The sequence below is a fragment of the Staphylococcus sp. GDH8C109P genome (assembly GCF_017893405.1).
GTDB classification, from domain to species: Bacteria; Bacillota; Bacilli; order Staphylococcales; family Staphylococcaceae; genus Staphylococcus; species Staphylococcus cohnii.
The window spans coordinates 75,197-101,432 of sequence record NZ_JAESMX010000013.1; the positions used below are offsets into that span (position 1 = coordinate 75,197).

Genomic DNA, 26,236 nt, shown 5'->3' on the forward strand with positions numbered 1-26,236 from the left:
TTTCCTTAAAAATCATGGAATTTAAGTAGCCTCTTTTATATTTTGAAAATTTACTTGAGTATTAAGTAGGAGTATTATATCATAAAATCGAACGGATGTTCTATTAGGAGTGATAGAATGAAAATTGTACATACAGCTGATTGGCATTTAGGGCGGATTTTGAACGGAAAATCATTGCTAGAAGACCAAGCACATATATTAGATCAATTTATTAAAAAAATGAGCGACGAAAAACCAGATGTAATCGTAATTGCAGGTGATTTATATGATACTAGTTATCCCAACAAAGCTGCAATACAGTTATTGGAAAATACAATTAATACATTAAATTTAGAAATGAATATTCCGTTGGTGATGATAAGTGGAAACCATGATAGTAAAGAACGGTTAAATTATGGTTCGAAGTGGTTTGAAAAATCTCAACTTTATATCAGAACCTCACTTGAGGATATGTGTGACCCTATTTCTATTGGAAATATTGATTTTTATACATTACCATTTTCTACAGTGAATGAAACAAGTTATTTCTTTAATGATAAAACGATAGAAACACATCAACAAGCCGTGCGTAAATCAATAGAATTTATGACGCAGAATATTAATCAAAATAGAGTCAATATACTAATAGGTCACCTTACTGTTCAAGGTGGTATTCGCACTGAATCTGAGAGAGCATTGACGATTGGCACTGTTGAATCAGTTACAGCAAATTCATTTCAGCAATTTGATGCAGTGTTACTAGGCCATTTACATCATCCATTTAGTATAGATTCGGATTTTATTCATTATAGTGGTTCATTATTACAATACTCTTTTTCAGAAAGTACACAACCTAAAGGTTATAGAGTAATTGAAATAATAGATCATAAATTGAAAAATATATTTAGGCCATTAACGCCCTTAAGACAATTAGAAGTAATTGAAGGGGATTATGAAGACGCTATTCAAGAAAAATTAAGCATAAAAGATAAAAACAACTATTTACATTTCAAGTTAAAACATATGTCGCATGTTAGTGACCCTATGATGCATTTGAAACAAATATACCCAAACACGTTGGCGCTTACCAATAGTTCTTTTGAATTTAATACACCGTTACATCATGAAAATATAGAAATACAAAAATTAGATGATACAACAATTATTAATAAATTTTTTGAGAATATGACGGATCAATCATTAACAAGCATTCAAAATAATAAAATTGGTAAAGTATTAAATCATTTACTTGAAGGAGATGAGACTAAATGAGACCTTTAACATTAAAATTAACAAATTTCGGCCCATTTTTAGACGAAACCATTGATTTTCAACAAGTAAATAATGATCAATTGTTTTTAATTAGTGGAAAAACGGGTTCAGGAAAAACAATGATATTTGATGCAATTGTATTCGCCTTATTTGGAGAGGCATCAACAAAAGATAGGAATGAAGGTGATTTACGTAGTCACTTTGCAGACGGTAAATCACCAATGGTCGTTGAGTTCGAGTTTAAATTGAGAGATAGTATTTATAAAATTAATCGACAAGGTGCATTTGTAAAAGAAGGAAATAAAAATAAAACACTTGGACAACTTTCAATTTATCAACTTGAAGATACATTTGAATTACGTGAAAGTAAAGTGAATGCTGGAAATCAATTTATTAGAACGTTACTTGGTGTTAATTCAGAACAATTTAGACAATTATTTATCCTTCCTCAGGGTGAATTTAAACGTTTCTTATTATCTAAAAGCATAGAAAAACAAGAAATATTAAGAACATTGTTTAATAGTCAAAGATTTGAAGAAATACAAAAATTGTTAAATGATGATGTTAAAGAAGTAAGGGCGAATATTGAAAAGCGATATCATACACTTGAAACGGATTGGATGGATTTAGAGACTTTTGATGAGCCCCTATTAAATGAGTATAAAGAAATAAGTTCAAGACAAACTGATAAAATCAAAGCATTAATACCACAATTCAAAAGCATAGGCGAATCTATTCAAAATGACTTATTAGCAGTTAAAAAAAGAAGTATTGAAAAATTTGAGCAAGCTGAAAATTTATTAAATCGTAATTTGAAACTTCAAGATGCAATGACAAGCCTAGAACAAAATAAACAAAAGCAAGAAGCTTTGTTATCCAATCAAAATTATATAAAAAATCAAATAAAATTATTAAATGAAATCAATGAGGTAAGACCGCTCTCCAATTTACTAGACTCAAAAGAAAAACTTTTAAAAAAGCATAAAGAGATAGAAAAAGATAAAGTAGAAACAATAACAAGCATATCAAAGTTACAGGAGCAGTTAGAAGATTGTGAGGAACAATTAGCAAAACATAAAGACTTATCTGAGACAATAGATAAATCGAAAGCATTTATAGAAAATTGTAAAATATTTTATAAAAAAATTGATAAATATAAAGAGCTATACCAGCAAATTGAAAATTTAAAAAACACATACGTTGAGTTTAAATCACAGTACGAAAAACAAAAGCAACAACTTAATCACTATATTGAAAAATTAAATGACAGAGAGCCAGATTATAAAAGAAATGAACAATTTAATGAAAAAATACATCAGTTGGATAATGAAATTAAAATTAAAAAACAAAATGAGTTAAATAAAAAAGAATATCAAACGTTGCAAAAGCGACAAACTGACATAACAACGAAAAATGAACATATTAAATCTGAAATAAATGCATTAGATGATAAATATAAAGCTATTGATAAAACAAATATAGATTTAAATAATAAACAAGATATGATTATTAAATTACAATCAGTGCTTTCTAAAGGTGACAAATGTCCACTTTGTGGGAATGAGATTCATGAAATTGAACATCATATTGATTTTGATGAACTTACCAAAAGACATGACCAAATCAATAATATTGAACAACAACGCCTAAAGTTAAAAGAACAAAAAATAAAATATGATAGTGAATTACAGCACATCTTAGAACAATTACATAGATTTAATTTAGATGATTTAGAAAAAGTTAACTATACAGAGCTTGAATTAACTAAGGATAACCTTTTGAAAGAAAAAAGATTAATAGAAGAGGAAAATGAAGAAATTAGAAACCTTAAAGAGAAAATTTTAAATTTAAGGCAAGAATCACATAAATTAGAATTGGATTTAAAAACAAAACAATTCAAATTAGATGAAAGCACACAGATGATTAATGACTTTGAAAATACCACACATTATAAAGATGTGAATAAGTTTATTACTGCTTACGATAAATCATTAGAGAAAGTAAATGAATATCAAAAGAAATATGAATGTTTGGTACAGCAAATTCAAAAATATAATAACGAATTGGCACTTGAAATGAATAATAAAACACATCTAGAAAATACTATAAAGAGTTTGCAAAAGGATATTAAAGAAGCAAATCATAAAATTGATCATGAAATGAATAGGATTGGCTTTACATCATTGAAAGACGTAGAACACACCATTAATGAAATTCCTAATAAAGCAAAAATAGAAGCAGAAATAAATAAGTTCAATCAAGAGAAACAACAATTTGAAATTATCATTAATCAACTAGAGACTGAAATTAATAACCAAACATTACTTGATATTTCTCAATTGAAAAAAGATTATGAACAAGAAAAAATACAAGTAGATCAAGCTAAATCGATGTTAAGTCAACATAATTATAAACTTGAATTTAACAATAAGAAAATCGATAATATTTATGCTGTTATAAATCATTTAGAAAAAGAATTACAAGAACAACAAGAAGTTTTTCATTTAGCAGAAGTATTATCTGGAAAAAATGAACAAAAATTAACATTGGAAAATTTTGTATTAATATATTATTTAGAACGAATACTTGCTCATGCGAACCAACGCTTATCATTGATGACGGGTGAAAGGTATCAATTAGTTAGAAGAGAACAAACTTCAAAAGGGTATAGTGGTTTAGAAATAGATGTATTTGATTCTCACTCTAATAAAAAAAGACATATCACCTCGTTATCAGGAGGGGAAACCTTCCAAGCGTCTTTAGCGCTAGCATTAGGTTTGAGTGAAGTGGTGCAACAAGAATCTGGTGGGATTGCATTAGATTCTATGTTTATAGACGAAGGATTTGGTACCTTAGATCAGGAAACGTTGGAAACTGCTTTGGATACACTACTTAGTTTAAAATCTTCTGGAAGAATGGTTGGAATTATTTCTCATGTTAGTGAACTAAAACAACGTATTCCGCTTATTTTAGAAGTACAAACTGAGCAATACCAAAGTACAACAAATTTTATAAAACAATAAAAACAAAAAAACAGTGAACTACTTTTTGACAAAGTAAGTTCACTTTTTTTAAAAAACTTAAAGCTATAAGTATTTAAATGCATAGGTGGTGTATATTCGATTACTTTGACCATTGTAATAAGCATAATAAAAATTATGATACGTAGATTTAATTTATGAGTTTTATTAATAATATGGTTGTGTATTGATTTTATAGTAAATAACTAACACAAGTAATGCTCAACTGAATATTTAGGACAAAGTTTCCGCAGATACAAGCCTAGTCAAAAGAGATAGATTACACAGTGATATGTATAAGAAAACAAAATTAGGAATTATAGATAAAAATAGACCCATAAATGAATTTTCAAAATTCATTTATGAATCTATCATATAAGGATATATATTCTTATCGCTTACACTAATATGAGATAACTAAATAATGTTTTTGTTGCTACTTATTGTTTCTCACGTAATAAATCACGAATTTCTGTTAATAATACTGTATTTTCTTCAATTTCTTCTTCTTCTTGTTTAATTAATGTATTTGCAATTTTAACAAATATAAATAATGCAAATGCAATAATAATAAAGTCTATAATCGACTGTACAAACATACCGTATTTGATACCCATAAAGGACCAACTTTTGGCAAAATCAACAGTACCGAATATTAAACCGATTAATGGCATGATAATATATGAAACCAAAGCTGTTACAATTTTGTTGAAAGCTGCACCCATAACTACAGCTACTGCTAAATCTAAGACATTCCCTTTTAATGCAAAATCTTTAAATTCTTGTAGCATATTAATAACCTCTCTTAATTAAATTTTTTTAATATAAATGTTATTATACAATATTTATTAAATTAAGAAAATACTTTTTAAAAGTGAATTTGATATTAACATAGATGTTTGTTATTCTTATGAATGTTAAAACTAAAAAATAGAAATAAATTTGTTTTTGCAAATTTTCTATTTAGATTTAAAAATTTAATATGAATATGAAAGGGAGTAATTAATTGTGAATTCTTCTGAAAATCAACCAAACGGTAAGAAGATATCCCCAGTATTTATTTATAGTGCGATTATTGTTGGTATAGTTGTTTTAATCGGGGCAATTGTTCCAGAACAATTTGACAATGTTACGAACACAATCAAACTATGGATTACTGATAAATTGGGTTGGTATTACTTAATTCTTACAACGTTTATTGTTTTCTTCTGTATTTTCCTAATTTTTAGCCCTATTGGAAAATTAAAGCTCGGTAAACCAAATGATAAACCAGAGTTTAATACTATATCTTGGTTTGCGATGCTATTCAGTGCTGGTATGGGTATAGGACTTGTATTCTACGGTGCTGCTGAACCTATGGCAGATTTTGCTGCACCGCCAAATGCGGAACCTAAAACTACTGCAGCATATACTGAAGCATTACGTTCTACATTCTTCCATTGGGGATTCCATGCGTGGTCTATTTACGGTGTCGTTGCATTAGCACTTGCTTACGCACAGTTTAGAAAAGGAGAACCAGGACTTATCTCAAGAACGTTACGCCCTATCTTAGGCAATAAAGTAGAAGGTCCAATTGGAACAATCATTGACGTGTTAGCAGTATTTGCTACAGTTGTCGGTGTTGCTGTTTCATTAGGTATGGGTGCATTACAAATCAATGGTGGTTTGAATTACCTATTTGGTGTACCAAATACTATTTGGGTACAAGCAATCATTATTGTGATCGTTACGATTCTATTCATAATGAGTGCATGGTCAGGCTTAAGTAGAGGTATCCAATACTTAAGTAATTTAAATATTAGTTTGGGCGCGGTTCTAATGATTGCAGTCTTGATTATTGGACCAACTGTGTTGATATTAAATATGATGACAAGTTCAACAGGTAGTTTATTAAATTCATTCCTATTTAATACTTTTGATACAGCGGCTCAAAATCCACAAAAACGTGAATGGATGTCTAGCTGGACACTTTACTATTGGGGCTGGTGGTTAAGCTGGAGTCCATTCGTAGGTATCTTTATAGCACGTGTTTCTAAAGGTCGTTCAGTACGTGAATTTATTGGTGGTGTACTTTTAGTACCTGCTTTAGTAAGTTTTGTATGGTTCAGCGTATTTGGTGTACTAGGTATTGAAACTGGTAAGAAAAATCCTGAACTGTTTAATATGACAGCTGAAACTCAATTATTTGGTGTGTTTAATGAAATACCATTTGGCATTATATTATCGTTGATAGCGCTAGTACTTATTGCATCATTCTTTATTACATCTGCAGACTCTGCAACATTTGTATTAGGTATGCAAACGACATTTGGTTCATTAGAACCTTCAAATGTTGTTAAAGTGACTTGGGGTATTGCTCAGTCATTAATTGCCTTCGTATTATTATTTGCAGGTGGAGGAAATGGTGCAGATGCTTTAAATGCAATTCAAAGTGCTGCCATAATCAGTGCGTTACCATTCTCCTTTGTAGTTATAATGATGATGATTTCATTCTATAAAGATGCGAATAAAGAACGTAAATTCTTAGGCTTAACTTTAACGCCGAACAAACATAGACTACAAGATTATGTACAATATCAACAAGAAGATTTTGAAGATGATATAATCAATCGAAGAGCGCCGTTAAGAGACGCTGAAAAATCAGAGAAATAAGCTTAAAAACTGAGGGCCGATAAAGGCTCTCAGTTTTTTTGTTTAAGTTTAATTGCACTTAATTAGTGATAATGATTCTCAATTAATAATAATAACTTATTACACGATGTACTTACGATAAGTTTTGCTTATACATACTGATTGTAAATTCAAATCTAAATTATAGATGTTTATAATGGTAGGTAGTTGTTTTAAGTTACATATAATTATACAATTTAATTAACGGCATATAATTACTAAAAATTTCAAGGGGGATTTATATGGCTTCTAATTTAAAAGAGCAAGCGAAAAAGTCATTCGAGCTAAATGGGAAATCATACACATACTATGATTTAAAAACTTTAGAAGAACAAGGTTTAACTAAAATATCCAAATTGCCATATTCGATTAGAGTTTTATTAGAATCTGAATTGAGACAAGAAGATGGATTTGTTATTTCTGAAGATCACATTAAAGCATTGTCTGAATTCAATAAAGGTACAGTAGGTGAAGTGCCTTTCAAACCATCTCGTGTAATTTTACAAGATTTCACTGGTGTACCTGCAGTTGTTGACTTAGCGTCATTACGTAAAGCTATGAATGATGTTGGGGGAGACTTAAATAAAATTAATCCAGAAGTGCCAGTGGATTTAGTTATTGATCACTCAGTTCAAGTAGATAGCTATGCGAATCCAGATGCGCTAGAAAGAAATATGAAATTAGAATTTGAAAGAAACTACGAACGTTATCAATTCTTAAATTGGGCTACTAAAGCATTTGCTAACTATAGTGCTGTTCCACCAGCAACTGGTATTGTACACCAAGTAAACCTAGAGTACTTAGCAAACGTTGTTCACGCACGTGAAGTAGACGGAGAAACAGTTGCTTTTCCTGATACATTAGTGGGAACTGACTCACATACAACTATGATTAATGGTCTAGGTGTATTAGGTTGGGGTGTAGGTGGTATTGAAGCCGAAGCTGGTATGCTTGGCCAACCTTCTTATTTCCCAATTCCTGAAGTAATTGGTGTAAGATTATCTAATGCGTTACCTCAAGGTGCTACTGCAACGGATTTAGCCTTACGTGTAACTCAAGAATTACGTAAAAAAGGCGTTGTTGGTAAATTTGTTGAATTCTTTGGCCCAGGTGTAGAACAGCTACCATTAGCAGATAGAGCTACAATCGCAAATATGGCGCCTGAATATGGTGCAACTTGTGGTTTCTTCCCTGTAGATAAAGAATCTTTAAAATATTTACGTTTAACTGGTCGTTCAGAAGAACAAATTGAATTAGTTGAAAAATATTTAGAAGAAAACAATATGTTCTTTACTGCTGATAAAGATGAACCAGATTATACAGATGTGGTTGAATTAGATTTAGCTACAGTTGAAGCTTCACTTTCAGGTCCTAAACGACCTCAAGATTTAATCTTCTTAAGTGATATGAAAGAAGAATTTGAAAAATCTGTTACTGCACCTGCTGGTAACCAAGGTCATGGTTTTGATGAAAGTGAATTTGATAAGACGGCAACAATTGAATTTAAAGATGGATCTAAAACACAAATGACTACGGGTGACCTTGCTATTGCAGCAATTACATCATGTACGAATACGTCAAATCCATATGTTATGTTGGGTGCTGGCTTGGTAGCTAGAAATGCAGTTGAAAAAGGCTTAAAAGTACCTGAATATGTTAAAACTTCATTAGCTCCAGGTTCTAAAGTTGTTACAGGTTATTTAAGAGATTCTGGATTACAAGAATATTTAGATGACTTAGGATTTAATTTAGTAGGGTACGGTTGTACAACATGTATCGGTAACTCAGGCCCATTATTAGAAGAAATCGAAAAAGCGATTGCTGAAGAAGATTTACTTGTAACATCTGTTTTATCAGGTAACCGTAACTTTGAAGGACGTATTCATCCGTTAGTAAAAGCTAACTATTTGGCATCACCTCAATTAGTAGTTGCATATGCACTTGCAGGTACAGTTGATATTGATTTACAAAATGAGCCATTAGGTAAAGGAAAAAATGGTGAAGATATCTACCTAAAAGATATTTGGCCAACAATTAAAGAAGTAGCAGATACTGTAGACAGTGTTGTTACTCCTGAATTGTTTAAAGAAGAATATGAAACTGTTTATAATAATAATGAAATGTGGAATGAAATCGATGTAACAGACCAACCGTTATATGATTTCGATCCAGAGTCAACTTATATTCAAAATCCATCATTCTTCCAAAACTTATCTAAAGAACCTGATGATATTAAATCATTAAATAATTTACGTATTATGGGTAAATTTGGAGATTCAGTTACGACTGACCATATTTCTCCAGCAGGTGCTATCGGTAAAGATACACCAGCGGGTAAATATTTATTAGATCATGACGTTCCTATTCGTCAATTTAACTCTTATGGTTCTCGTCGTGGTAACCATGAGGTAATGGTTCGTGGTACTTTTGCTAATATTCGTATTAAAAACCAATTAGCGCCAGGTACAGAGGGTGGTTTCACAACTTATTGGCCTACTGGTGAACAAATGCCTATATATGATGCAGCGATGAAATATAAAGAAGATGGTACTGGTTTAGTAGTATTAGCTGGTAATGATTACGGAATGGGCTCTTCTCGTGACTGGGCAGCTAAAGGTACAAATTTACTAGGTGTTAAAACTGTAATCGCTCAGAGTTATGAACGTATTCACCGTTCTAACTTAGTTATGATGGGTGTGCTACCTTTACAGTTTAAAGATGGCGAATCTGCTGATAGTTTAGGCTTAGATGGTACAGAAACGATTTCAGTAGACATCGATGAAAGTGTAAAACCACATGATTTAGTCAAAGTAACTGCTGAAAAAGAAAATGGAGAAGTTATTGACTTCGAAGCAGTTGCACGTTTCGACTCACATGTAGAAATTGATTACTATCGTAATGGTGGTATTTTACAATTAGTATTAAGAAATAAATTAGCAAATTAACTGTTCATTATGAATATAGTTAAGACTGAGACAATCTTTTGTGTCTCAGTCTTATTTTATTTTATTTTGTGAACGCTAAACATATATTGTTAAAATTTTAAAAGTTTTAACTATTGCTAGGTGAGTCTGTAGAAATGATTTTAAAATGTGTTTTCTGCCTTGCTTTCATTTTTATGTTAATATTTAGATATAAGTAATTCGAACAATTGAAAAGAGGACGTTTATAATGATTTATAGTATTACAGAAATTCCTTCACGTTATGCAGAAACAGATCAAATGGGTGTTATTTATCACGGTAATTATCCAACATGGTTTGAGGTTGCACGCACAGATTATATATCAAAATTAGGTTTTAGCTATAAAGCAATGGAAGAATCTGGTATTATTTCTCCCGTTACAGATTTAGATATTAAATATATAAAAACAATACAGTATCCTGAAACTGTTAAAATTAAGACATGGGTTGAAAAATATACACGTTTAAGATCAATTTATCGTTATGAAGTATACAACGAGGCTGGTGATTTAGCTACTACAGGTTCAACTGTTTTGACTTGTATTAGAAAGGATAACTTTAAGCCTATTAGATTAGATAGATATTTTCCGGAATGGCATGCTATGTATGCAGAAGTAGATAAAAGAAATCAAGCTGGAGAAACATTTGAAGTAAAAAATGGCATGCTTTAATTTAGTTAGATGTATAAATGCATAATTCAATGTATGGCATTTGTATTTATATACATCAATTCATTTGCTATGTATTTTTGAAGCGTACAAAAGCATGACAAAAATGATTGATAAAAAGAGCCTGGAATGAAACCAGGCTCTTTTTAAGTATATATTAATATATGAATTATAAATTGTGTTATGTGTTTTGAGTTCTATTATTATTTAGCAGAATAAGCAATTTCATCGACACTATCATTAACGTCTATGAATAAATCATGATCTTCAAAATACCATAAGTCTTTTTCGGCAATCACTACATCTAAGCCGTCGAAATGGTTTTCGTAACCAATTTCTACATCATCTTTTTGATCAACACTAAATGCAGGGCTAAATCCTTGTTTTAATTGGAATTCTCCACCATAGCGAACGAAAAATTGTAAGACTTTGTTATCTTCAGGTAAATCAAGTTCATCTTTAAACCAAGATACAGCGTTATCTGAAAGTTTTATATCCATAATAAAAGTCCCCTCTCATTTCACAAGTTATAGCTTGTGACCATTGGTTACTAATTTTTAAATTAGTACTATAGTTATTACCCAATTTTGAGTAATAATAAAAGTAGTATATCATATTTAAGTATAATTTTCTTTGAATTCAAATTGATCAATCGTGTTTCAAAGTGAAAACGAAGATATTTAGTCATGTTATGGATTAGTGTGACATAATGAATTAACAAGCATATAAGGATTATAATTTAAATAATAGTAAATAACGTAGATGCTATTGTTTATAAACGTAGAATTAAGAGAAGTGCATTTATTCCACAAATGTTAAGTTATATTTTATATATAATGTTCTGAAATACTCGTTTTGATAGAAGATCTAATTCATACGGTTTACTTGGATTATAATAAGTAAAAATTAATAATACAATGATAGTCTGAGCTATAAATCATTAGTTTAATGAATAAAAAATAGTGAAGCAGAAGTCTATTTTAAAGATTTCTGCTTCACTATAAGGGAAAACTGACTAATGAATAGGTTTATGTTCCATCATTTTCTATTAGCCAAATATTCGCTTTTACTTATCAGCAGCTGAGGCATTAGATTGTCCCAGTCTGAGTATGTTTGCTATTTTTGTTATTGATTGCTAATGACTTTTGTAATAGTTACATCCATTTAATTTTGGGTTCTTCGCCTTTAAATATTCTAACGATATTTGTTCGGTGTCTAAATATTAATAAAACTCCTACACCGAAACTCACGACTAATAAGATATAATCTCGAATTAATAGTGCACCGATAACACAACAGATTGATGCTATGATACTCGATAATGATACATACTTTGTTAAATAAAGTATGCCGAAGAAAATCGCTGCTAAAATGAGTAATAATATAGGATTGATTCCGAGTATAACACCAGCACTTGTGGCAACCGCTTTTCCACCTTTAAATCCAAGGTAAACTGGATAAACATGGCCCAGAATAGCGAATGCGCCTACGATGAGTCCATTTGTGAAAAATGTACTAATAGCACCGTCTGCATGCACTGGTAACCATAGTGGTAAGAACACAACAATAAACCCTTTAAATATATCTAAAAATGTAACTAGGAATCCTGCAGGTTTTCCTAATACTCTAAAACTGTTTGTTGCGCCTGTATTCCCACTACCAAATTGTCTAATATCTTTTTTGAAAAATAATTTACCTATTACATAGCCACTTGGGAAAGCACCAATGAGATAACTTAAAATTAACATGATAATTATCATCACCATACATAATCCACATCCTTTAATGACATTAAAATTATTTTACCATATATGACCTCGGTTAGACGAATAAAAATTTATAACTGTAGTAAAACACGGTTTAAATATTAATTTGATACTTGCAATTTATCAAGATTTATATAAGAATAACTAATGTATAGTTTTAAAAACGAACGTACGTTTGTAGGAGGGCGAAACGATTGGCAATGAACAAACAAAATAAATATTCGGATGATTCCATTCAGGTTTTGGAAGGGTTAGAAGCCGTAAGAAAAAGACCTGGTATGTATATTGGTTCTACCGATAAAAGAGGATTACATCATTTAGTGTATGAAGTTGTCGATAATTCCGTCGATGAAGTATTGAACGGTTTTGGTAATGAAATATTAGTTACAATAAATAAGGACGAAAGTATTACTATAGAAGATGATGGACGTGGAATGCCAACCGGAATTCATACATCGGGCAAACCTACTGTTCAAGTAATATTTACAGTACTTCATGCAGGCGGTAAATTTGGACAAGGTGGATATAAAACTTCAGGCGGTCTACACGGTGTAGGTGCATCAGTAGTAAATGCATTAAGTGAATGGTTAGAAGTAGAAATATACAGAGATGGTGCTATCTATAAACAGCTATTTAGTCATGGTGGTATACCAGCTACTGGATTAGAAAAACAAGGTAAAACTAGAAAAACAGGTACTAAAGTTACCTTTAAACCAGATGCTGAAATTTTCAAATCAGCAACATCTTTTAACTATGATGTGTTGAGCGAACGTTTACAAGAATCAGCATTTTTGCTTAAAAACCTTAGAATTACACTTAAAGATTTGAGAGCTGGCAAAGAAAGAGAAGATGTTTTCCATTATGAAGATGGTATAAAAGAATTTGTGAGTTATGTAAATGAAGGTAAAGAAGTGTTACACGATGTAGCAAACTTTGCTGGCACTGCTAATGATATAGAAGTAGAGGTTGCATTTCAGTATAATGATCAATATTCGGAAAGCATCTTGAGTTTTGTCAATAATGTGCGTACTAAAGATGGCGGCACTCATGAAGTTGGCTTTAAAACAGCAATGACGAGAGTGTTTAATGATTATGCTAGACGTATTAATGAATTAAAAGAAAAAGATAAGAACCTAGATGGTAATGATATAAGAGAAGGTTTGACTGCGATTATTTCAATTCGTATACCTGAAGAATTATTACAATTCGAAGGACAAACTAAATCTAAATTGGGTACACCTGAAGCCAGAAGTGCAGTAGATTCTGTTGTATCTGAAAAATTACCATATTATCTGGAAGAAAAAGGACAATTGTCAAAAACCCTCGTAAAAAAAGCATTAAAAGCCCAACAAGCAAGAGAAGCAGCACGTAAAGCAAGAGAAGATGCGCGATCAGGTAAGAAAAACAAACGAAAAGATACATTATTATCCGGGAAGTTAACACCTGCGCAAAGTAAGAATACAGAGAAAAAAGAATTGTATTTAGTTGAGGGTGATTCAGCTGGTGGTTCTGCAAAATTGGGGCGTGACCGGAAATATCAAGCAATTTTACCGTTAAGAGGTAAAGTTATTAACACTGAAAAAGCACGCTTAGAAGATATTTTTAAAAATGAAGAGATCAATACGATTATTCACACAATAGGTGCTGGTGTAGGTAATGAATTTAAATTAGAAGATAGCAATTACAATCGTGTAATTATAATGACAGATGCGGATACGGATGGTGCACATATTCAAGTGCTTTTATTAACATTCTTCTTTAAATATATGAAACCTTTAGTAGAAGCAGGTAGAGTATTTATAGCATTACCTCCATTATACAAATTGGAAAAAGGTAAGGGTGCTTCTAAAAAAATAGAATATGCATGGACAGATGAAGAATTAGAAAAATTACAAAAGAAATTAGGCAAAGGATTTAGTTTACAGCGTTATAAAGGTTTAGGAGAAATGAACGCTGATCAATTATGGGAAACAACAATGAATCCAGATACAAGAACGCTGATTCGAGTACAAGTTGATGATGAATTACGTTCATCGAAACGCGTAACAACTTTAATGGGAGACAAAGTAGCTCCTAGACGTGAGTGGATTGAAAAACATGTTGAATTTGGTCTTCAAGAAGATCAAAGCATTCTGGATAACAATGAAATTCAAATACTAGAGCAGGATTATTCTGATGAGGAGGAAATGAATTGAGTGAAATAATTCAAGATTTGTCGCTGGAAGATGTTATTGGCGACCGATTTGGTAGATATAGTAAATACATCATTCAAGAGCGTGCATTACCAGATGTTCGTGATGGGCTTAAACCTGTTCAAAGACGTATTTTATACGCTATGTATTCTAGTGGTAATACATTTGATAAAAATTTCCGTAAAAGTGCAAAAACTGTCGGTGATGTTATCGGACAATATCACCCTCATGGTGATTCATCTGTATATAATGCGATGGTTCGTTTGAGTCAAGATTGGAAACTGCGACATGTTCTGATAGAAATGCAAGGTAATAATGGTAGTATTGATAACGATCCAGCAGCTGCTATGCGTTATACTGAAGCGAAATTAAGCAGAATTTCAGAAGAATTATTAAGAGATATTAATAAAGAAACTGTACCATTTATGCCTAACTACGATGATACAACAATGGAACCAATGGTATTACCTGCTAGACTGCCACATTTGTTAATCAATGGAAGTACAGGTATATCTTCAGGTTATGCTACGGATATACCCCCGCATAATCTCGCTGAAGTTATTCAAGCAACATTGAAGTATATAGATAACCCAAACATCACTGTCAGTCAGTTGATGAAGTATATCAAAGGTCCCGATTTTCCTACAGGTGGTATTATTCAAGGGATTGATGGTATTAAGAAAGCTTATGAAACAGGAAAAGGTAAAATTGTTGTTCGCTCTAAAGTCGATGTTGAAGAATTAAGAAATGGTAGAAAAGAACTCATCGTTACTGAATTACCTTATGAAGTTAACAAAAGTTCACTTGTTAAAAAGATGGATGAACTGCGTGCAGATAAAAAAGTTGATGGTATCGTAGAAGTACGTGACGAAACAGACCGTACCGGGCTGCGAATTGCCATTGAATTAAAGAAAGATGTCAATAGCGAAGCGGTTGCTAATTTTTTATATAAAAACACAGACTTACAAGTTGCATATAATTTTAATATGGTAGCAATCAGTGACGGTCGTCCACTTCTTATGGGGATTCGTCAATTTATAGACAGTTATCTCAATCATCAGATTGATGTAGTTACTAAGCGTACACGTTTTGAATTAGATAATGCAGAAGGTAGAATGCATATTGTAGAAGGTCTAATGAAGGCTTTGTCAATTTTAGATGAAGTCATTAAACTCATTCGAAATTCAAAAAATAAAAAAGACGCTAAAGATAATTTGGTTTCTGAGTTTGATTTTACAGAAGCACAAGCTGAAGCTATTGTTACGTTGCAACTATATCGTCTGACAAATACAGATATAGTACAATTACAAGAAGAACATGATGAATTAAAAGCTAAAATTGCATATTTAAAAAATATTTTAGATAACCATGATGCTTTATTGAATGTTATCAAAGAAGAATTAGGCGAAATAAAAAATAAATATAAACAACAACGTTTATCTACTATAGAAGCTGAAATCAGTGAAATCAAGATTGACAAAGAGGTCATGGTACCAAGCGAAAATGTGATTATGAGTATTACGAAACATGGTTACATAAAACGAACATCGTTACGTAGCTTTAATGCCAGTGGTGTAGAAGAGCTAGGAGTAAAAGATGGGGATACAATGCTCAAATACCAAGAAGTAAATACATTAGATACAGCATTAGTATTTACTAATAAAGGCAGACATCTTTATATACCAGTTCATAAACTTTCAGAGATTAAGTGGAAAGAATTAGGACAACATGTATCACAGATTGTGCCTATTGATGAAGGCGAGCATGTTATAGATGTTTATTGTGAAAGTGATTTTAAACCAGATGTATTTTATATTTTAGCTACGCGAAATGGCATGATTAAGAAAAGTAATGTCTCTATGTTTAAAACATCAAGATACAATAAACCACTTGTCTCTATGAAACTAAAAGATAATGACGAAGTGATCAATGTAATGAGATTAGATGAACCACAAACCATTACTGTTTTAACACACAAAGGTATGTCATTAACTTACAGTAGTGAAGAGTTATCAGATACTGGACTAAGAGCCGCTGGTGTTAAATCGATTAACCTTAAAAGTGAGGACTATGTTGTGTTAACACAAATCGTTAATGAAAATAACACGATCTTGATGGCGACACAACGTGGTTCATTAAAGCGCATAAGATTTAATATTTTACAAAAAGCTAAACGTGCACAACGCGGTATCACATTATTAAAAGAGCTTAAAAAATCACCACATCGCATCGTAGCAGCTAACGTTGTTCAGCCGGATCATACAACTTATACAGTATATTCAAAACAACATGAAGAAAGCGGCAATATTAAAGATATTCATTTATCGGAACAATATACCAATGGTAGCTTTGTAGTAGATGTTAAAGAATTTGGTGAAGTTGTTAATATGAGCGTTAAATAACATTAGTTTTAAAATTTTGTTAGTAAATACAACAATATAATGATAAAATACCTATAAGGTGTAACAAAAATGAAGCAAGAGATTTATAGTAATGTGAAAAGGTGCTGTGCAAAGCTGATGATAAGTACTTTACCGATTCATTTATTTTCATGTCTACATAAGCATTGGATTTTATTTATAAACATGAATGAAACTATAAATCTCTTGATTTTACTATGAAAATTAATTTGTATAGATGAGAGGGATTAAATTGAGCAATTTTGATAGTTTGATTCCGGATTGGTTCAAAGGATTTGTTCAAGTCGGGAATGATTTAATCTGGTCACAATACTTAATTGGACTTTTAATTACAGCAGGTATATTTTTTACCATTGGATCTAAGTTCGTACAATTAAGATGGATACCGGAAATGTTTCGAGCAATTGGAGAAAAACCTGAAACATTAGAAAATGGTAAGAAAGGTATTTCACCATTCCAAGCATTTGCAATTAGTGCAGGTTCTCGTGTTGGTACTGGTAATATTGCCGGTGTTGCGACAGCAATTGTGTTAGGAGGCCCTGGTGCAGTTTTTTGGATGTGGATTATTGCTTTTATCGGAGCAGCCAGTGCATTTATTGAAGCGACGCTTGCGCAAGTGTATAAGGTGCCTGATGAAGAAGGTGGTTATCGTGGTGGACCAGCTTATTACATAACTAAAGGACTCAATCAAAAATGGTTGGGGGTTGTTTTTGCGGTATTAATTACAGTGACATTTGCTTTTGTTTTTAATACAGTACAATCAAACACAATAGCTGAATCATTAAAAACACAATATAATGTAAGTCCTATTGTTACTGGTATAATCTTAGCTATTGTTACTGCTATTATTATATTTGGAGGCGTAAGAAGTATTGCAACATTATCTTCTATAATTGTGCCTGTGATGGCAATTATTTATATAGGTTTAGTTGCTGTAATATTAATATTCAATTATGATCAAATCATACCAATGATTGCAACTATAATTAAAAATGCTTTTGGATTTGAACAAGCAACTGGAGGTGCTGTTGGTGCAGCCGTTCTTCAAGGTATTAAACGTGGTTTGTTCTCAAACGAAGCTGGTATGGGTTCTGCGCCAAATGCTGCTGCTACAGCTGCTGCGCCACACCCAGTTAAACAAGGTTTGATTCAATCATTAGGCGTATTCTTTGATACGATGTTAGTATGTACGGCAACGGCGATAATGATTTTATTATATACTGGGTTGGAATTTGGAGAGAATGCAGCACAAGGCGTTGCAGTTACACAATCTGCATTAAATGAACATTTAGGTAGTGCAGGTGGTATTTTCTTAACGATTGCGATTACTTTATTTGCATTTTCTTCCGTTATCGGTAATTATTATTATGGTCAATCGAACATGGAATTTTTATGGGAAAATAAAACTGTATTATTTATTTTCAGATGTTTAGTTGTTGTACTTGTCTTCGTTGGCGCAGTTGTGAAAACTGAAACGGTATGGAGTACGGCAGATGTATTTATGGGTCTAATGGCGATTGTCAACTTAGTAGCTATTATTGGTTTATCTAACATTGCTTTTGCAGTAATGAATGATTACCAACGTCAACGTAAAGCTGGCAAAAAGCCTGTATTTAAACCTGAAGAGTTAGAAATCAACTTGTTTGGTATTGAAAGTTGGGGAATGAAGAAAAAATAATCTTGTTTAAATATTAGTGTAAAGATTTAAATGTTTCTTCATTATCATATTTTCTTTAATATTAATTTATATATAGGCAGTAATATAAAGTCATCTTAAACATTTGATTTTATATTACTGCTTTTTAATATACACTGTAATGTTTTAGTCTAATATATTTATACACCATCAATACATTTAATTCGTAGTTATTATTATGAATTATGCGTGTTTAGTTTATTTTTAATAAAACATGGCAAAATAAATGTTTGGGAAATGGTCATTGTGTTATGATTAACATTAGTTATTTTAAATATTAAACGTTATGTATTGTGTCACAAAAATGCATAATTTTTTATTATGCACTAAAAGATCAATATATTTTGAAAAATAAGGTTTGGTGATGTTATGTCAAATGAAGATAATTTAAAGCAAGAAACGGAATCTAAGAAAAGTAAGTTAAAACTAAGTTTCCCCGAAACGCGTTTTATGAAGTTTTTAGGGGGCAAAGATTTAGTTTTTGCTTTACTTATATTAATATTTGTTGGCTGTGCGATTTTTATATTTGATCAAGTCTCTTATATTTTTAAACCATTTATTATTGTCTTTAATACAATTGTAGCACCGATCATTGTATCGATTATATTATATTATTTATTTAACCCATTAGTTAATTTGATGGAACGATATAATATATCAAGACTTTGGGGTGTGATTATATTATTTTTAGTCATTATTGGTGTGATTGCGTTAGCTATTAATTTATTAATACCTGTGATTGGGGCTCAGTTTAAAAGTTTTGGAAATAACTTCCCATACTATGTAGACAAGGTTAATAAATTTATAGATAGTGTAACGAAATACTCTTTAATTTCTAATTTTTATGGACAAATTCAAGATCAATTAGATTCATTGGCGAAAAAGTTACCTTCAATGGTGTCTGATTATTTTAATGGTTTTGGTTCTAAAGTTAAAAATTTTGCTGAAGCTTTAGTAAATGTTGGCGTTGTAATTGCTACAACACCATTTGTTTTATTCTTTATGCTAAAAGATGGGCATCGCTTCAAAGAATTTTCAACAAACTTAATGCCGCCTAAATTTAGAAAAGATTTTCATGATTTATTAGATAAAATGAGTCTACAAGTTGGTTCTTATATCCAAGGACAAATTATCGTATCGTTCTGTATTGGTATATTATTATTTATTGGGTATAGTATCATCGGTTTAGACTACAGTTTAATTTTAGCTTCAATCGCTGCAGTCACAAGTGTTGTTCCATATATTGGTCCGACGATTGCGATTTCACCAGCAATTATAATTGCTTTGATTACTTCACCGATTATGTTGCTGAAGTTAGTGGTTGTTTGGACAGCTGTTCAATTTATTGAAGGGCATTTCATTTCTCCGAATATCATGGGTAAAACATTGAAAATTCATCCACTGACAATTATATTTATCTTATTAAGTGCGGGTAATTTATTAGGTGTTGTTGGTGTTATTTTAGGTATTCCTGCTTATGCGATATTGAAAGTATTAGTTTCGCATTTGTTTACCATGTACAAACGTCGTTATAATAAATATTATGGTGATGATGCAGGAGAATATGAAATTACTTCTGATGAAGAAATTCGTTGATTTAAAATTTATACAATGTATTAAAAGGCTGAGACATAAAGTGCTTGGTCAAGTGAAAAAAGGCAATTTCTATTGAAATAAGATAGAAATTGCCTTTTTCATTACTGTTTTGATTATTGTTAGCTTATTGAATTATTACTTTTCTTATATTAAGTGCCATTAATATAAAGGCAAGTTTTTTTGACGTGTTTGCTTTCTTAACCGAATACATTTTCAGGGATTGTTTCAACGCTTTCATTCACATGTCGTGACACATCTCTTATAGAGATTTTTGTACCGTGTGGACGCCCGGGAAAATGATATGAGCGAGAGACTACAGGCTCGAGCCATATACCAGGCAAACATGCACGTTCAAAATATATTAAAAGAAATAAAATAACTACAACTTGAAACAATTAGCTCGAATGGAATTAAGTCAAAGTATTTCTATTTGAACTAAATATCTAACATCGTGATATTGAAACGTGCTGACGCCTAGGGGAATGATATGAGCGAGAGACTACAGGCTCGAGCCATATCCCCAGGCAAGTATGCACGATCAAAATCATAAGATTTTAAATAAAATGAACGCATTCATCATGTATATTCATATTTAGTTATATCTTTTGGTTAATTAAAAACATGACTTTTTATTAGTTGTATGAGTTAAATAATACGAAGCTTTTTCTATTGTATTAAAACACATCGCTTATAGAGATTTTGCATCGTGCTGACGCCTAGGGGAATGATATGAGCGAGAGACTACAGGCTCGAACCATATCCCCAGGCAAGCATGCACGATCAAAATCATAAGATTTTAAATAAAATGAACGTATCTATCATGTGTATTCATTTTAAGTGAATGAGTTTCCTGATCTGCTATTTTTTATTTTGTTTGTAAGATGATTGCATATGTAAACTTTTAAAACGAAGTATATAGGTCTAACAATATTGTAATATATAACATGTATAAGAATTATTTATTAAAAATAAGAATTGTGCTATATTTTAAATATTATATGAATATAGAAAAGTGATGTGAACACATGTCAAAAAAGTTAGGAAATAAAATATTAACAATAATGAAAGTTATATTTGCACTTTCATTATTTCTATTTGTTGCTTTTACGTTATATAAAGAACTAGCGAATATAAATTTAAAAGAAACGATTCATTCTATAAAAGATATTAATAGTGTATGGTTGGTTGTGTTGTTTATGAGTGGCGGTCTAGCCATATTGATATTATCGATGTATGATGTGATTTTAGCTAAAGTATTACATTTAAAAATTTCTTTATTTAAAACCATACGTATAGGATATATCGTAAATGCTTTGAATGCAGTATTGGGTTTTGGAGGGTTTATAGGAGCGAGCGTAAGATTTTTATTATATAAAGATACTACAGAAGATAAAAAAGAATTACTACACACTATTTCTATTGTTTTAATCTCTATGTTGACTGGTTTGAGTATGCTTTCCATTTTAGTAGTGTTTCATGTATTTGATGTTAGGCACGTATTTAGTCCATTCCCTTGGGTTAGATGGTTAATGTATATTGTAGCATTATTTTTGCCAATCTTTATTTTCTTTACAATTTGGAAACCAGTCAATAAAAACAGTAAACTGACTGGGATATATTGCACTATTGTTTCTAGTATTGAATGGATGATGGCTGCTTTAGTGTTATACATGGCGCTATTAATTGTTGGTATACATGTGCATTTCCCTGTATTCATGGGGATATTTATCATTGGCGCTTTATCTGGGTTAATGAGTTTCATTCCCGGAGGATTTGGTACATTTGATTTGGTTCTATTACTAGGATTGAAAAGCTTAAACATTCCAGAAGAGAAAATTGTTTTAGCTTTATTACTCTACAGGTTAGCTTATTACCTATTTCCTGTTTTAATTGCACTTATTCTCTCAACATTTGAATTCAGAAATACTGCAAAACGTTATTGGGATGACTCTAAAATTATGATACCTGTCAAAGATATGTCATCACTTCTAGCATCTTATCAAAAAGATATTTTAACAAGAATTCCAGCGTTTTCTATTGCATTATTACTTTTATTTACGAGTGTTTTATTTTTCTTTAATAACATTACAATTATTTATGATGGACTATATAGTAACAATCATGCGTTTTATTATATTATAGCGTCTATCCATACTTGTGCATGTCTATTATTATTGTTAAATGTGATTGGTGTATATCATTTATCTAAGAGAGCACTTTTATTTGCTATCTGTTCAATTATCATCATATTTAGTGTCACAGTATATACTTATCCTTCTTTGATTCTTTTGAGTTGGTTAATAACTATGTTCGTAATGCTTGTTTTATTTTATAGAAGCGCACGCGTCATAAAGCGTCCATTTAGATATACGAAACTATTGTCTAGTGTAATCATAGGCGCACTAGTGTTGTTCATTAACCATGTGTTTATAAAGAATACATTTTATACTTTAGATATTTATCATTTAGAAGTAGATACCTCTCTTTTAAGATATTATTTTTGGTTCACAATTATTACGGTAGTTATTATAGTAAGTGTTATTGTGTGGTGGTTTGAAGCAAGATTTAAATCTGCAGGTAGTGATCACAATCTAGAGCAATGTGAAAGAATCATTCAAAAATTTGGTGGGAATTATTTAAGTCATCTCATTTATAGTGGTGATAAGAAGTTTTTCTTTAATGAACAGCAAGATGCATTTGTGATGTATCGTTATAAACGAAATGCATATATTGTTTTGGGTGATCCCATAGGAAATAGTGCATCGTTCCATGAGTTGCTTGAAGCATTTTATAATGAAGCACACTATTTAGGTTATGATATTATTTTCTATCAAGTGACTGACAAATATATGTCAATTTATCATGATTTTGGAAATCAATTTTTTAAATTAGGTGAAGAAGCCATTATTGATTTATCAACTTTTACTACTTCAGGAAAAAAGAAGCGTGGTTTACGTGCTACCTTGAACAAACTAGAAGATTTGGGTTGTAATTTTGAGATGTTAGAACCGCCTTTTTCACAAAATATATTTGATGAATTGAAACAAATAAGTGATGATTGGTTATTAGGATCTACAGAAATGCAATTTTCAGTAGGACATTTTAGTGAACATTATATATCGCAGGCGCCGATTGGAGTCATTAAAGATAAAGAAAAAGCTATTATTGGTTTTTGTACATTTATGCCTGTGAATGATAATTCGACATTATCTATTGACTTAATTCGTTGGAAATCAGATGCTTCCTTACCATTAATGGATAGTTTATATCTGCATATGCTATTATGGGCGAAAGTAAATCATTATCAATACTTTAATATGGGCATGGCTACACTGTCTAATGTAGGTAAAGTACCGTTTTCTTTTTACAGAGAAAGACTTGCTGGTAGAATATTTGAGCATTTCAATGGCTTATATAGATTTCAAGGTTTAAGACGTTATAAAGAAAAGTTCAATCCCAACTGGCAACCAAGATTTTTAGTATATCGTAAAGGAAATTCATTATGGATAAGTATGACAAAAGTCATGCGTGTAATTAGAAAAAAATAATAAAAAACAACCAACAATCCCGTTAATGATTGTTGGTTGTTTTTTGGAGTTATAGCTTTTAATGGTTTTTGTAGTCAATGCCGGAGAAGTTATTAACTACTTTTTAATAAACTAACTATATACTTTCTAAATATCATTTTGACTCTAACTATATTTATGAATTTCTAGTTACCCCTTTGTCCAAGGTGTATATATAATATATCATCAATAGAAAACGCTTTCAATACTATAATATCATCTCATTTGAATAAAAATTGACATTTTATATAGTTAATTTCATTTTGAAACTTAAATGTATTTTTACATCAGATTAATGTTAATATTTGCAATTTGAATTATTATCATTTGTTATATTATTAAAATAAATTCAATATTTTAAGATTATGTAGTAACATGTAAATATTAATGCTTGCAGTGTGTGCAATGGGGTGAAAAAATGAAAAAAGTTATCGTTTGTTTGGTATTAATAATGCTTTTAGTTGCTTTAACGTTATCAATTAAGTCGTTATATGATACTATACACACAAATTACAGAGGTTCGAACCAATCTGCTCAAAATGAAAAGTTTAAAAAGGAAAAAAACCCTAAGTATAAAATACCTAAGATTAATGTGTTATCACAACAATTCAGTGAAAATTTCATGAATAGTGATGTACGAAATCACTATATGCATATTTCAAAAGGTATGCACAAGCGTAAAGTTGAAACATATTTTGGTGATAGTGAAAATATAATACAAATTGCTAATGTGAAAGCACATAAATATGGTAACATCGCAGTTTCATTTAAAAATGATAAAGTTCAACGAATTTTTGTTGTTCCTGATAATGTTACTGTTGAATCGTTTGCTCAAGTACATGGTCACAGAGCATTTAATAGTCATAATCGCACGATAATATATGATGATAATCCATCTAATCATTTTTCTGTTAAAGTATATTTTGATTCAAATGAAAAAGTGACGGCAATAGAGAATATAGATCAAATAGCTACTATAGAATAGCTATGAATGAGCATGAATATAATATTCATTATCAACTTCAAAGACTTATCCGAATTAACAGGATGAGTCTTTTTTATTTAAATTTATATGAGGTGAAAGAATTGCGGTTTTTAAGAAAATGATGAAATTATCATTTAATAAAAATAAATGAAGGTTTGAATACGACTTTATTTAATATAACTAATGGCGCAATAGTTTATAAAATACATTTAAAGTAAGCAAGTGTCAGCTTTTTAGTAATAAAATGGTAAGATATTTATATTTTTGGTCCGATTAGTATAAACCAATGTTCTTGCGCTATATAAATAAATTAATAAAAATATGAAATATAAAGTAATATGAAAATTAAAATTCCAAATAAACTACCAAAATATAAATTATTATGATAATATGAAAACGGTTACACAAATAGAGGTGATTTTTATAGTAACGATTAAAGAGGTGGCTAAATTAGCTGGTTGTTCTGTAGCAACGGTATCTAGAGTTATAAACAATAATGGATATGTAAAAGATCAAACAAAAATACAAATTGAACGTGCGATTCGTGAGCTTAATTATCAACCTAATGAAGCTGCACGTACTTTATATAAACGTAAGTCAAAGATGATTGGTTTATTATTGCCAGATATCAGTAATCCTTTTTTTACATTGATAGCGAGAGGTGTTGAAGATATAGCGCTTGCGCATGGTTTTCAAGTTTTAATTGGAAATAGCGACAATGATGTTGATAAGGCTAAAGATTATCTGTCTACTTTCAATGCTTATAATTGTGTAGGTGTGATTGCTACAGCATTTGCTGATGATCAAATCGAAAAGTTATTAGTATCACAAGGTATTCATTATGTTTTTGTAGATCGTGTTAAAGATGAAGGTAATGGTATCTCTATGAATCATTTTGAGGGCGGACAATTACAAGCTCGACTTGTGTTAGAAGGTAAACCAAAAAATATTTTGATCCTTCATTTAGATTTGAATATTGGTGCATTTAAATTGAGAATAGATGGCATTAAACAAGAATTGAACAATTATGATGTAAGTTATTACGATTGTTCAGCCGAGACTTTAAAAAATAAAAATGCATTTATTTCATTAGTTAAAGATTTACATATTGATAGCATTATATGCAGCAATGATGTACTTGCAATTGAAACAATGGGACTTGTTCAGCAATTTCAATTAAAAGTTCCTGAAGATATTCAAATTGTGGGTTATGACAATATACCTTTTTCTACAATGACGTTTCCTCAAATTGCAACTATTGACCAGTCCGCATATTTTTTAGGACAACAAGCGGTATCAATTTTATTAAAACTAAATAAAAATTGTGTAGTGGATCAACAAGATCATTCGTTAAAGTTATCTACTAAACGCAGAGGTAGTATTAGATTTGAGTAATAATGTGTAACGGGTTACATAAAATATGATTTAACGAAAGGGGATTTAG

General features: G+C 30.8%; 15 protein-coding genes. 12 read left to right on the forward strand and 3 right to left on the reverse strand.

The features are described from left to right. Positions 1 to 117 precede the first annotated feature (117 nt). Both sbcD and sbcC read left to right on the forward strand, forming a co-directional pair. Positions 118 to 1,251: an exonuclease subunit SbcD gene (sbcD, locus tag KA867_RS05220; protein ID WP_210137238.1), complete on the forward strand. Its 1,134-nt coding sequence runs from the start codon at positions 118 to 120 to the stop codon at positions 1,249 to 1,251. Continuing rightward, positions 1,248 to 4,274: an exonuclease subunit SbcC gene (sbcC, locus tag KA867_RS05225; protein ID WP_210137239.1), complete on the forward strand. Its 3,027-nt coding sequence runs from the start codon at positions 1,248 to 1,250 to the stop codon at positions 4,272 to 4,274. The genes sbcD and sbcC overlap by 4 nt, the downstream gene beginning before the upstream one ends. A gap of 437 nt (positions 4,275 to 4,711) precedes the next feature. On the opposite strand, the gene mscL is transcribed toward sbcC, so the two are convergent. After that, positions 4,712 to 5,062, reverse strand: a complete 351-nt coding sequence (gene mscL / locus KA867_RS05230) for a large conductance mechanosensitive channel protein MscL (RefSeq protein ID WP_107384942.1) — start codon at positions 5,060 to 5,062, stop codon at positions 4,712 to 4,714. A 217-nt stretch (positions 5,063 to 5,279) separates the two neighbouring features. Here mscL and KA867_RS05235 point away from each other — a divergent pair, with 217 nt between their 5' ends. The 3 genes from KA867_RS05235 (at position 5,280) to menI (ending at position 10,574) form a co-directional block, all read left to right on the forward strand. Next, positions 5,280 to 6,923 carry a BCCT family transporter gene (locus KA867_RS05235; protein WP_457313823.1) on the forward strand — a complete coding sequence of 548 codons (1,644 nt, stop codon included), beginning with the start codon at positions 5,280 to 5,282 and terminating at the stop codon, positions 6,921 to 6,923. Positions 6,924 to 7,183: 260 nt separating this feature from the next. Next, entirely contained in the window at positions 7,184 to 9,886 is a 2,703-nt protein-coding gene (gene acnA / locus KA867_RS05240; RefSeq protein WP_040030120.1) for an aconitate hydratase AcnA, read from the forward strand. A 226-nt stretch (positions 9,887 to 10,112) separates the two neighbouring features. Then, positions 10,113 to 10,574, forward strand: a complete 462-nt coding sequence (menI, locus tag KA867_RS05245; RefSeq protein ID WP_210137240.1) for a 1,4-dihydroxy-2-naphthoyl-CoA hydrolase MenI — start codon at positions 10,113 to 10,115, stop codon at positions 10,572 to 10,574. A 200-nt stretch (positions 10,575 to 10,774) separates the two neighbouring features. Here the strand turns inward: menI and KA867_RS05250 are convergent, their stop codons facing one another. Both KA867_RS05250 and plsY read right to left on the reverse strand, forming a co-directional pair. Beyond that, positions 10,775 to 11,071: a HesB/YadR/YfhF family protein gene (locus tag KA867_RS05250; protein ID WP_019467977.1), complete on the reverse strand. Its 297-nt coding sequence runs from the start codon at positions 11,069 to 11,071 to the stop codon at positions 10,775 to 10,777. Between the two features lie 654 nt (positions 11,072 to 11,725). Then, the gene (gene plsY / locus KA867_RS05255) at positions 11,726 to 12,334 is read right to left on the reverse strand and encodes a glycerol-3-phosphate 1-O-acyltransferase PlsY (RefSeq protein WP_026034743.1); all 609 of its coding nucleotides are present in this window, start codon (positions 12,332 to 12,334) and stop codon (positions 11,726 to 11,728) included. 203 nt (positions 12,335 to 12,537) lie between these two features. Between plsY and parE the strand changes: the two genes are divergently transcribed. From parE to KA867_RS05290, 7 genes are all read left to right on the forward strand, one after another. Then, positions 12,538 to 14,532 carry a DNA topoisomerase IV subunit B gene (gene parE, locus KA867_RS05260; protein WP_210137466.1) on the forward strand — a complete coding sequence of 665 codons (1,995 nt, stop codon included), beginning with the start codon at positions 12,538 to 12,540 and terminating at the stop codon, positions 14,530 to 14,532. Continuing rightward, positions 14,529 to 16,931, forward strand: coding sequence for a DNA topoisomerase IV subunit A (gene parC, locus KA867_RS05265; protein WP_210137241.1), 2,403 nt, complete (start codon positions 14,529 to 14,531; stop codon positions 16,929 to 16,931). The genes parE and parC overlap by 4 nt, the downstream gene beginning before the upstream one ends. 250 nt (positions 16,932 to 17,181) lie before the next feature. Beyond that, positions 17,182 to 18,627 (forward strand): glutamine transporter AlsT, encoded by a 1,446-nt coding sequence (gene alsT, locus KA867_RS05270; protein WP_210137242.1) that lies wholly within the window; start codon positions 17,182 to 17,184, stop codon positions 18,625 to 18,627. A gap of 387 nt (positions 18,628 to 19,014) precedes the next feature. Then, entirely contained in the window at positions 19,015 to 20,241 is a 1,227-nt protein-coding gene (locus KA867_RS05275; RefSeq protein ID WP_210137243.1) for an AI-2E family transporter, read from the forward strand. A gap of 1,025 nt (positions 20,242 to 21,266) precedes the next feature. Next, the gene (gene mprF / locus KA867_RS05280; protein ID WP_210137244.1) at positions 21,267 to 23,789 is read left to right on the forward strand and encodes a bifunctional lysylphosphatidylglycerol flippase/synthetase MprF; all 2,523 of its coding nucleotides are present in this window, start codon (positions 21,267 to 21,269) and stop codon (positions 23,787 to 23,789) included. A gap of 436 nt (positions 23,790 to 24,225) precedes the next feature. Further along, positions 24,226 to 24,792: a hypothetical protein gene (locus tag KA867_RS05285; RefSeq protein ID WP_210137245.1), complete on the forward strand. Its 567-nt coding sequence runs from the start codon at positions 24,226 to 24,228 to the stop codon at positions 24,790 to 24,792. 390 nt (positions 24,793 to 25,182) lie between these two features. Beyond that, positions 25,183 to 26,187 carry a LacI family DNA-binding transcriptional regulator gene (locus KA867_RS05290; RefSeq protein ID WP_210137246.1) on the forward strand — a complete coding sequence of 335 codons (1,005 nt, stop codon included), beginning with the start codon at positions 25,183 to 25,185 and terminating at the stop codon, positions 26,185 to 26,187. Positions 26,188 to 26,236: the final 49 nt, after the last annotated feature.

Excerpts from the sequence above, each read along its gene's own strand:
- parE (WP_210137466.1), top strand. The coding sequence starts at position 12,538 with ATGAACAAACAAAATAAATATTCGGATGATTCCATTCAGGTTTTGGAA.
- KA867_RS05275 (WP_210137243.1), top strand. The coding sequence starts at position 19,015 with ATGTCAAATGAAGATAATTTAAAGCAAGAAACGGAATCTAAGAAAAGT.
- KA867_RS05290 (WP_210137246.1), top strand. The coding sequence starts at position 25,183 with ATGAAAACGGTTACACAAATAGAGGTGATTTTTATAGTAACGATTAAA.
- sbcC (WP_210137239.1), top strand. The coding sequence starts at position 1,248 with ATGAGACCTTTAACATTAAAATTAACAAATTTCGGCCCATTTTTAGAC.
- acnA (WP_040030120.1), top strand. The coding sequence starts at position 7,184 with ATGGCTTCTAATTTAAAAGAGCAAGCGAAAAAGTCATTCGAGCTAAAT.
- KA867_RS05250 (WP_019467977.1), bottom strand. The coding sequence starts at position 11,071 with ATGGATATAAAACTTTCAGATAACGCTGTATCTTGGTTTAAAGATGAA.
- menI (WP_210137240.1), top strand. The coding sequence starts at position 10,113 with ATGATTTATAGTATTACAGAAATTCCTTCACGTTATGCAGAAACAGAT.
- KA867_RS05285 (WP_210137245.1), top strand. The coding sequence starts at position 24,226 with ATGAAAAAAGTTATCGTTTGTTTGGTATTAATAATGCTTTTAGTTGCT.
- sbcD (WP_210137238.1), top strand. The coding sequence starts at position 118 with ATGAAAATTGTACATACAGCTGATTGGCATTTAGGGCGGATTTTGAAC.
- mscL (WP_107384942.1), bottom strand. The coding sequence starts at position 5,062 with ATGCTACAAGAATTTAAAGATTTTGCATTAAAAGGGAATGTCTTAGAT.
- mprF (WP_210137244.1), top strand. The coding sequence starts at position 21,267 with ATGTCAAAAAAGTTAGGAAATAAAATATTAACAATAATGAAAGTTATA.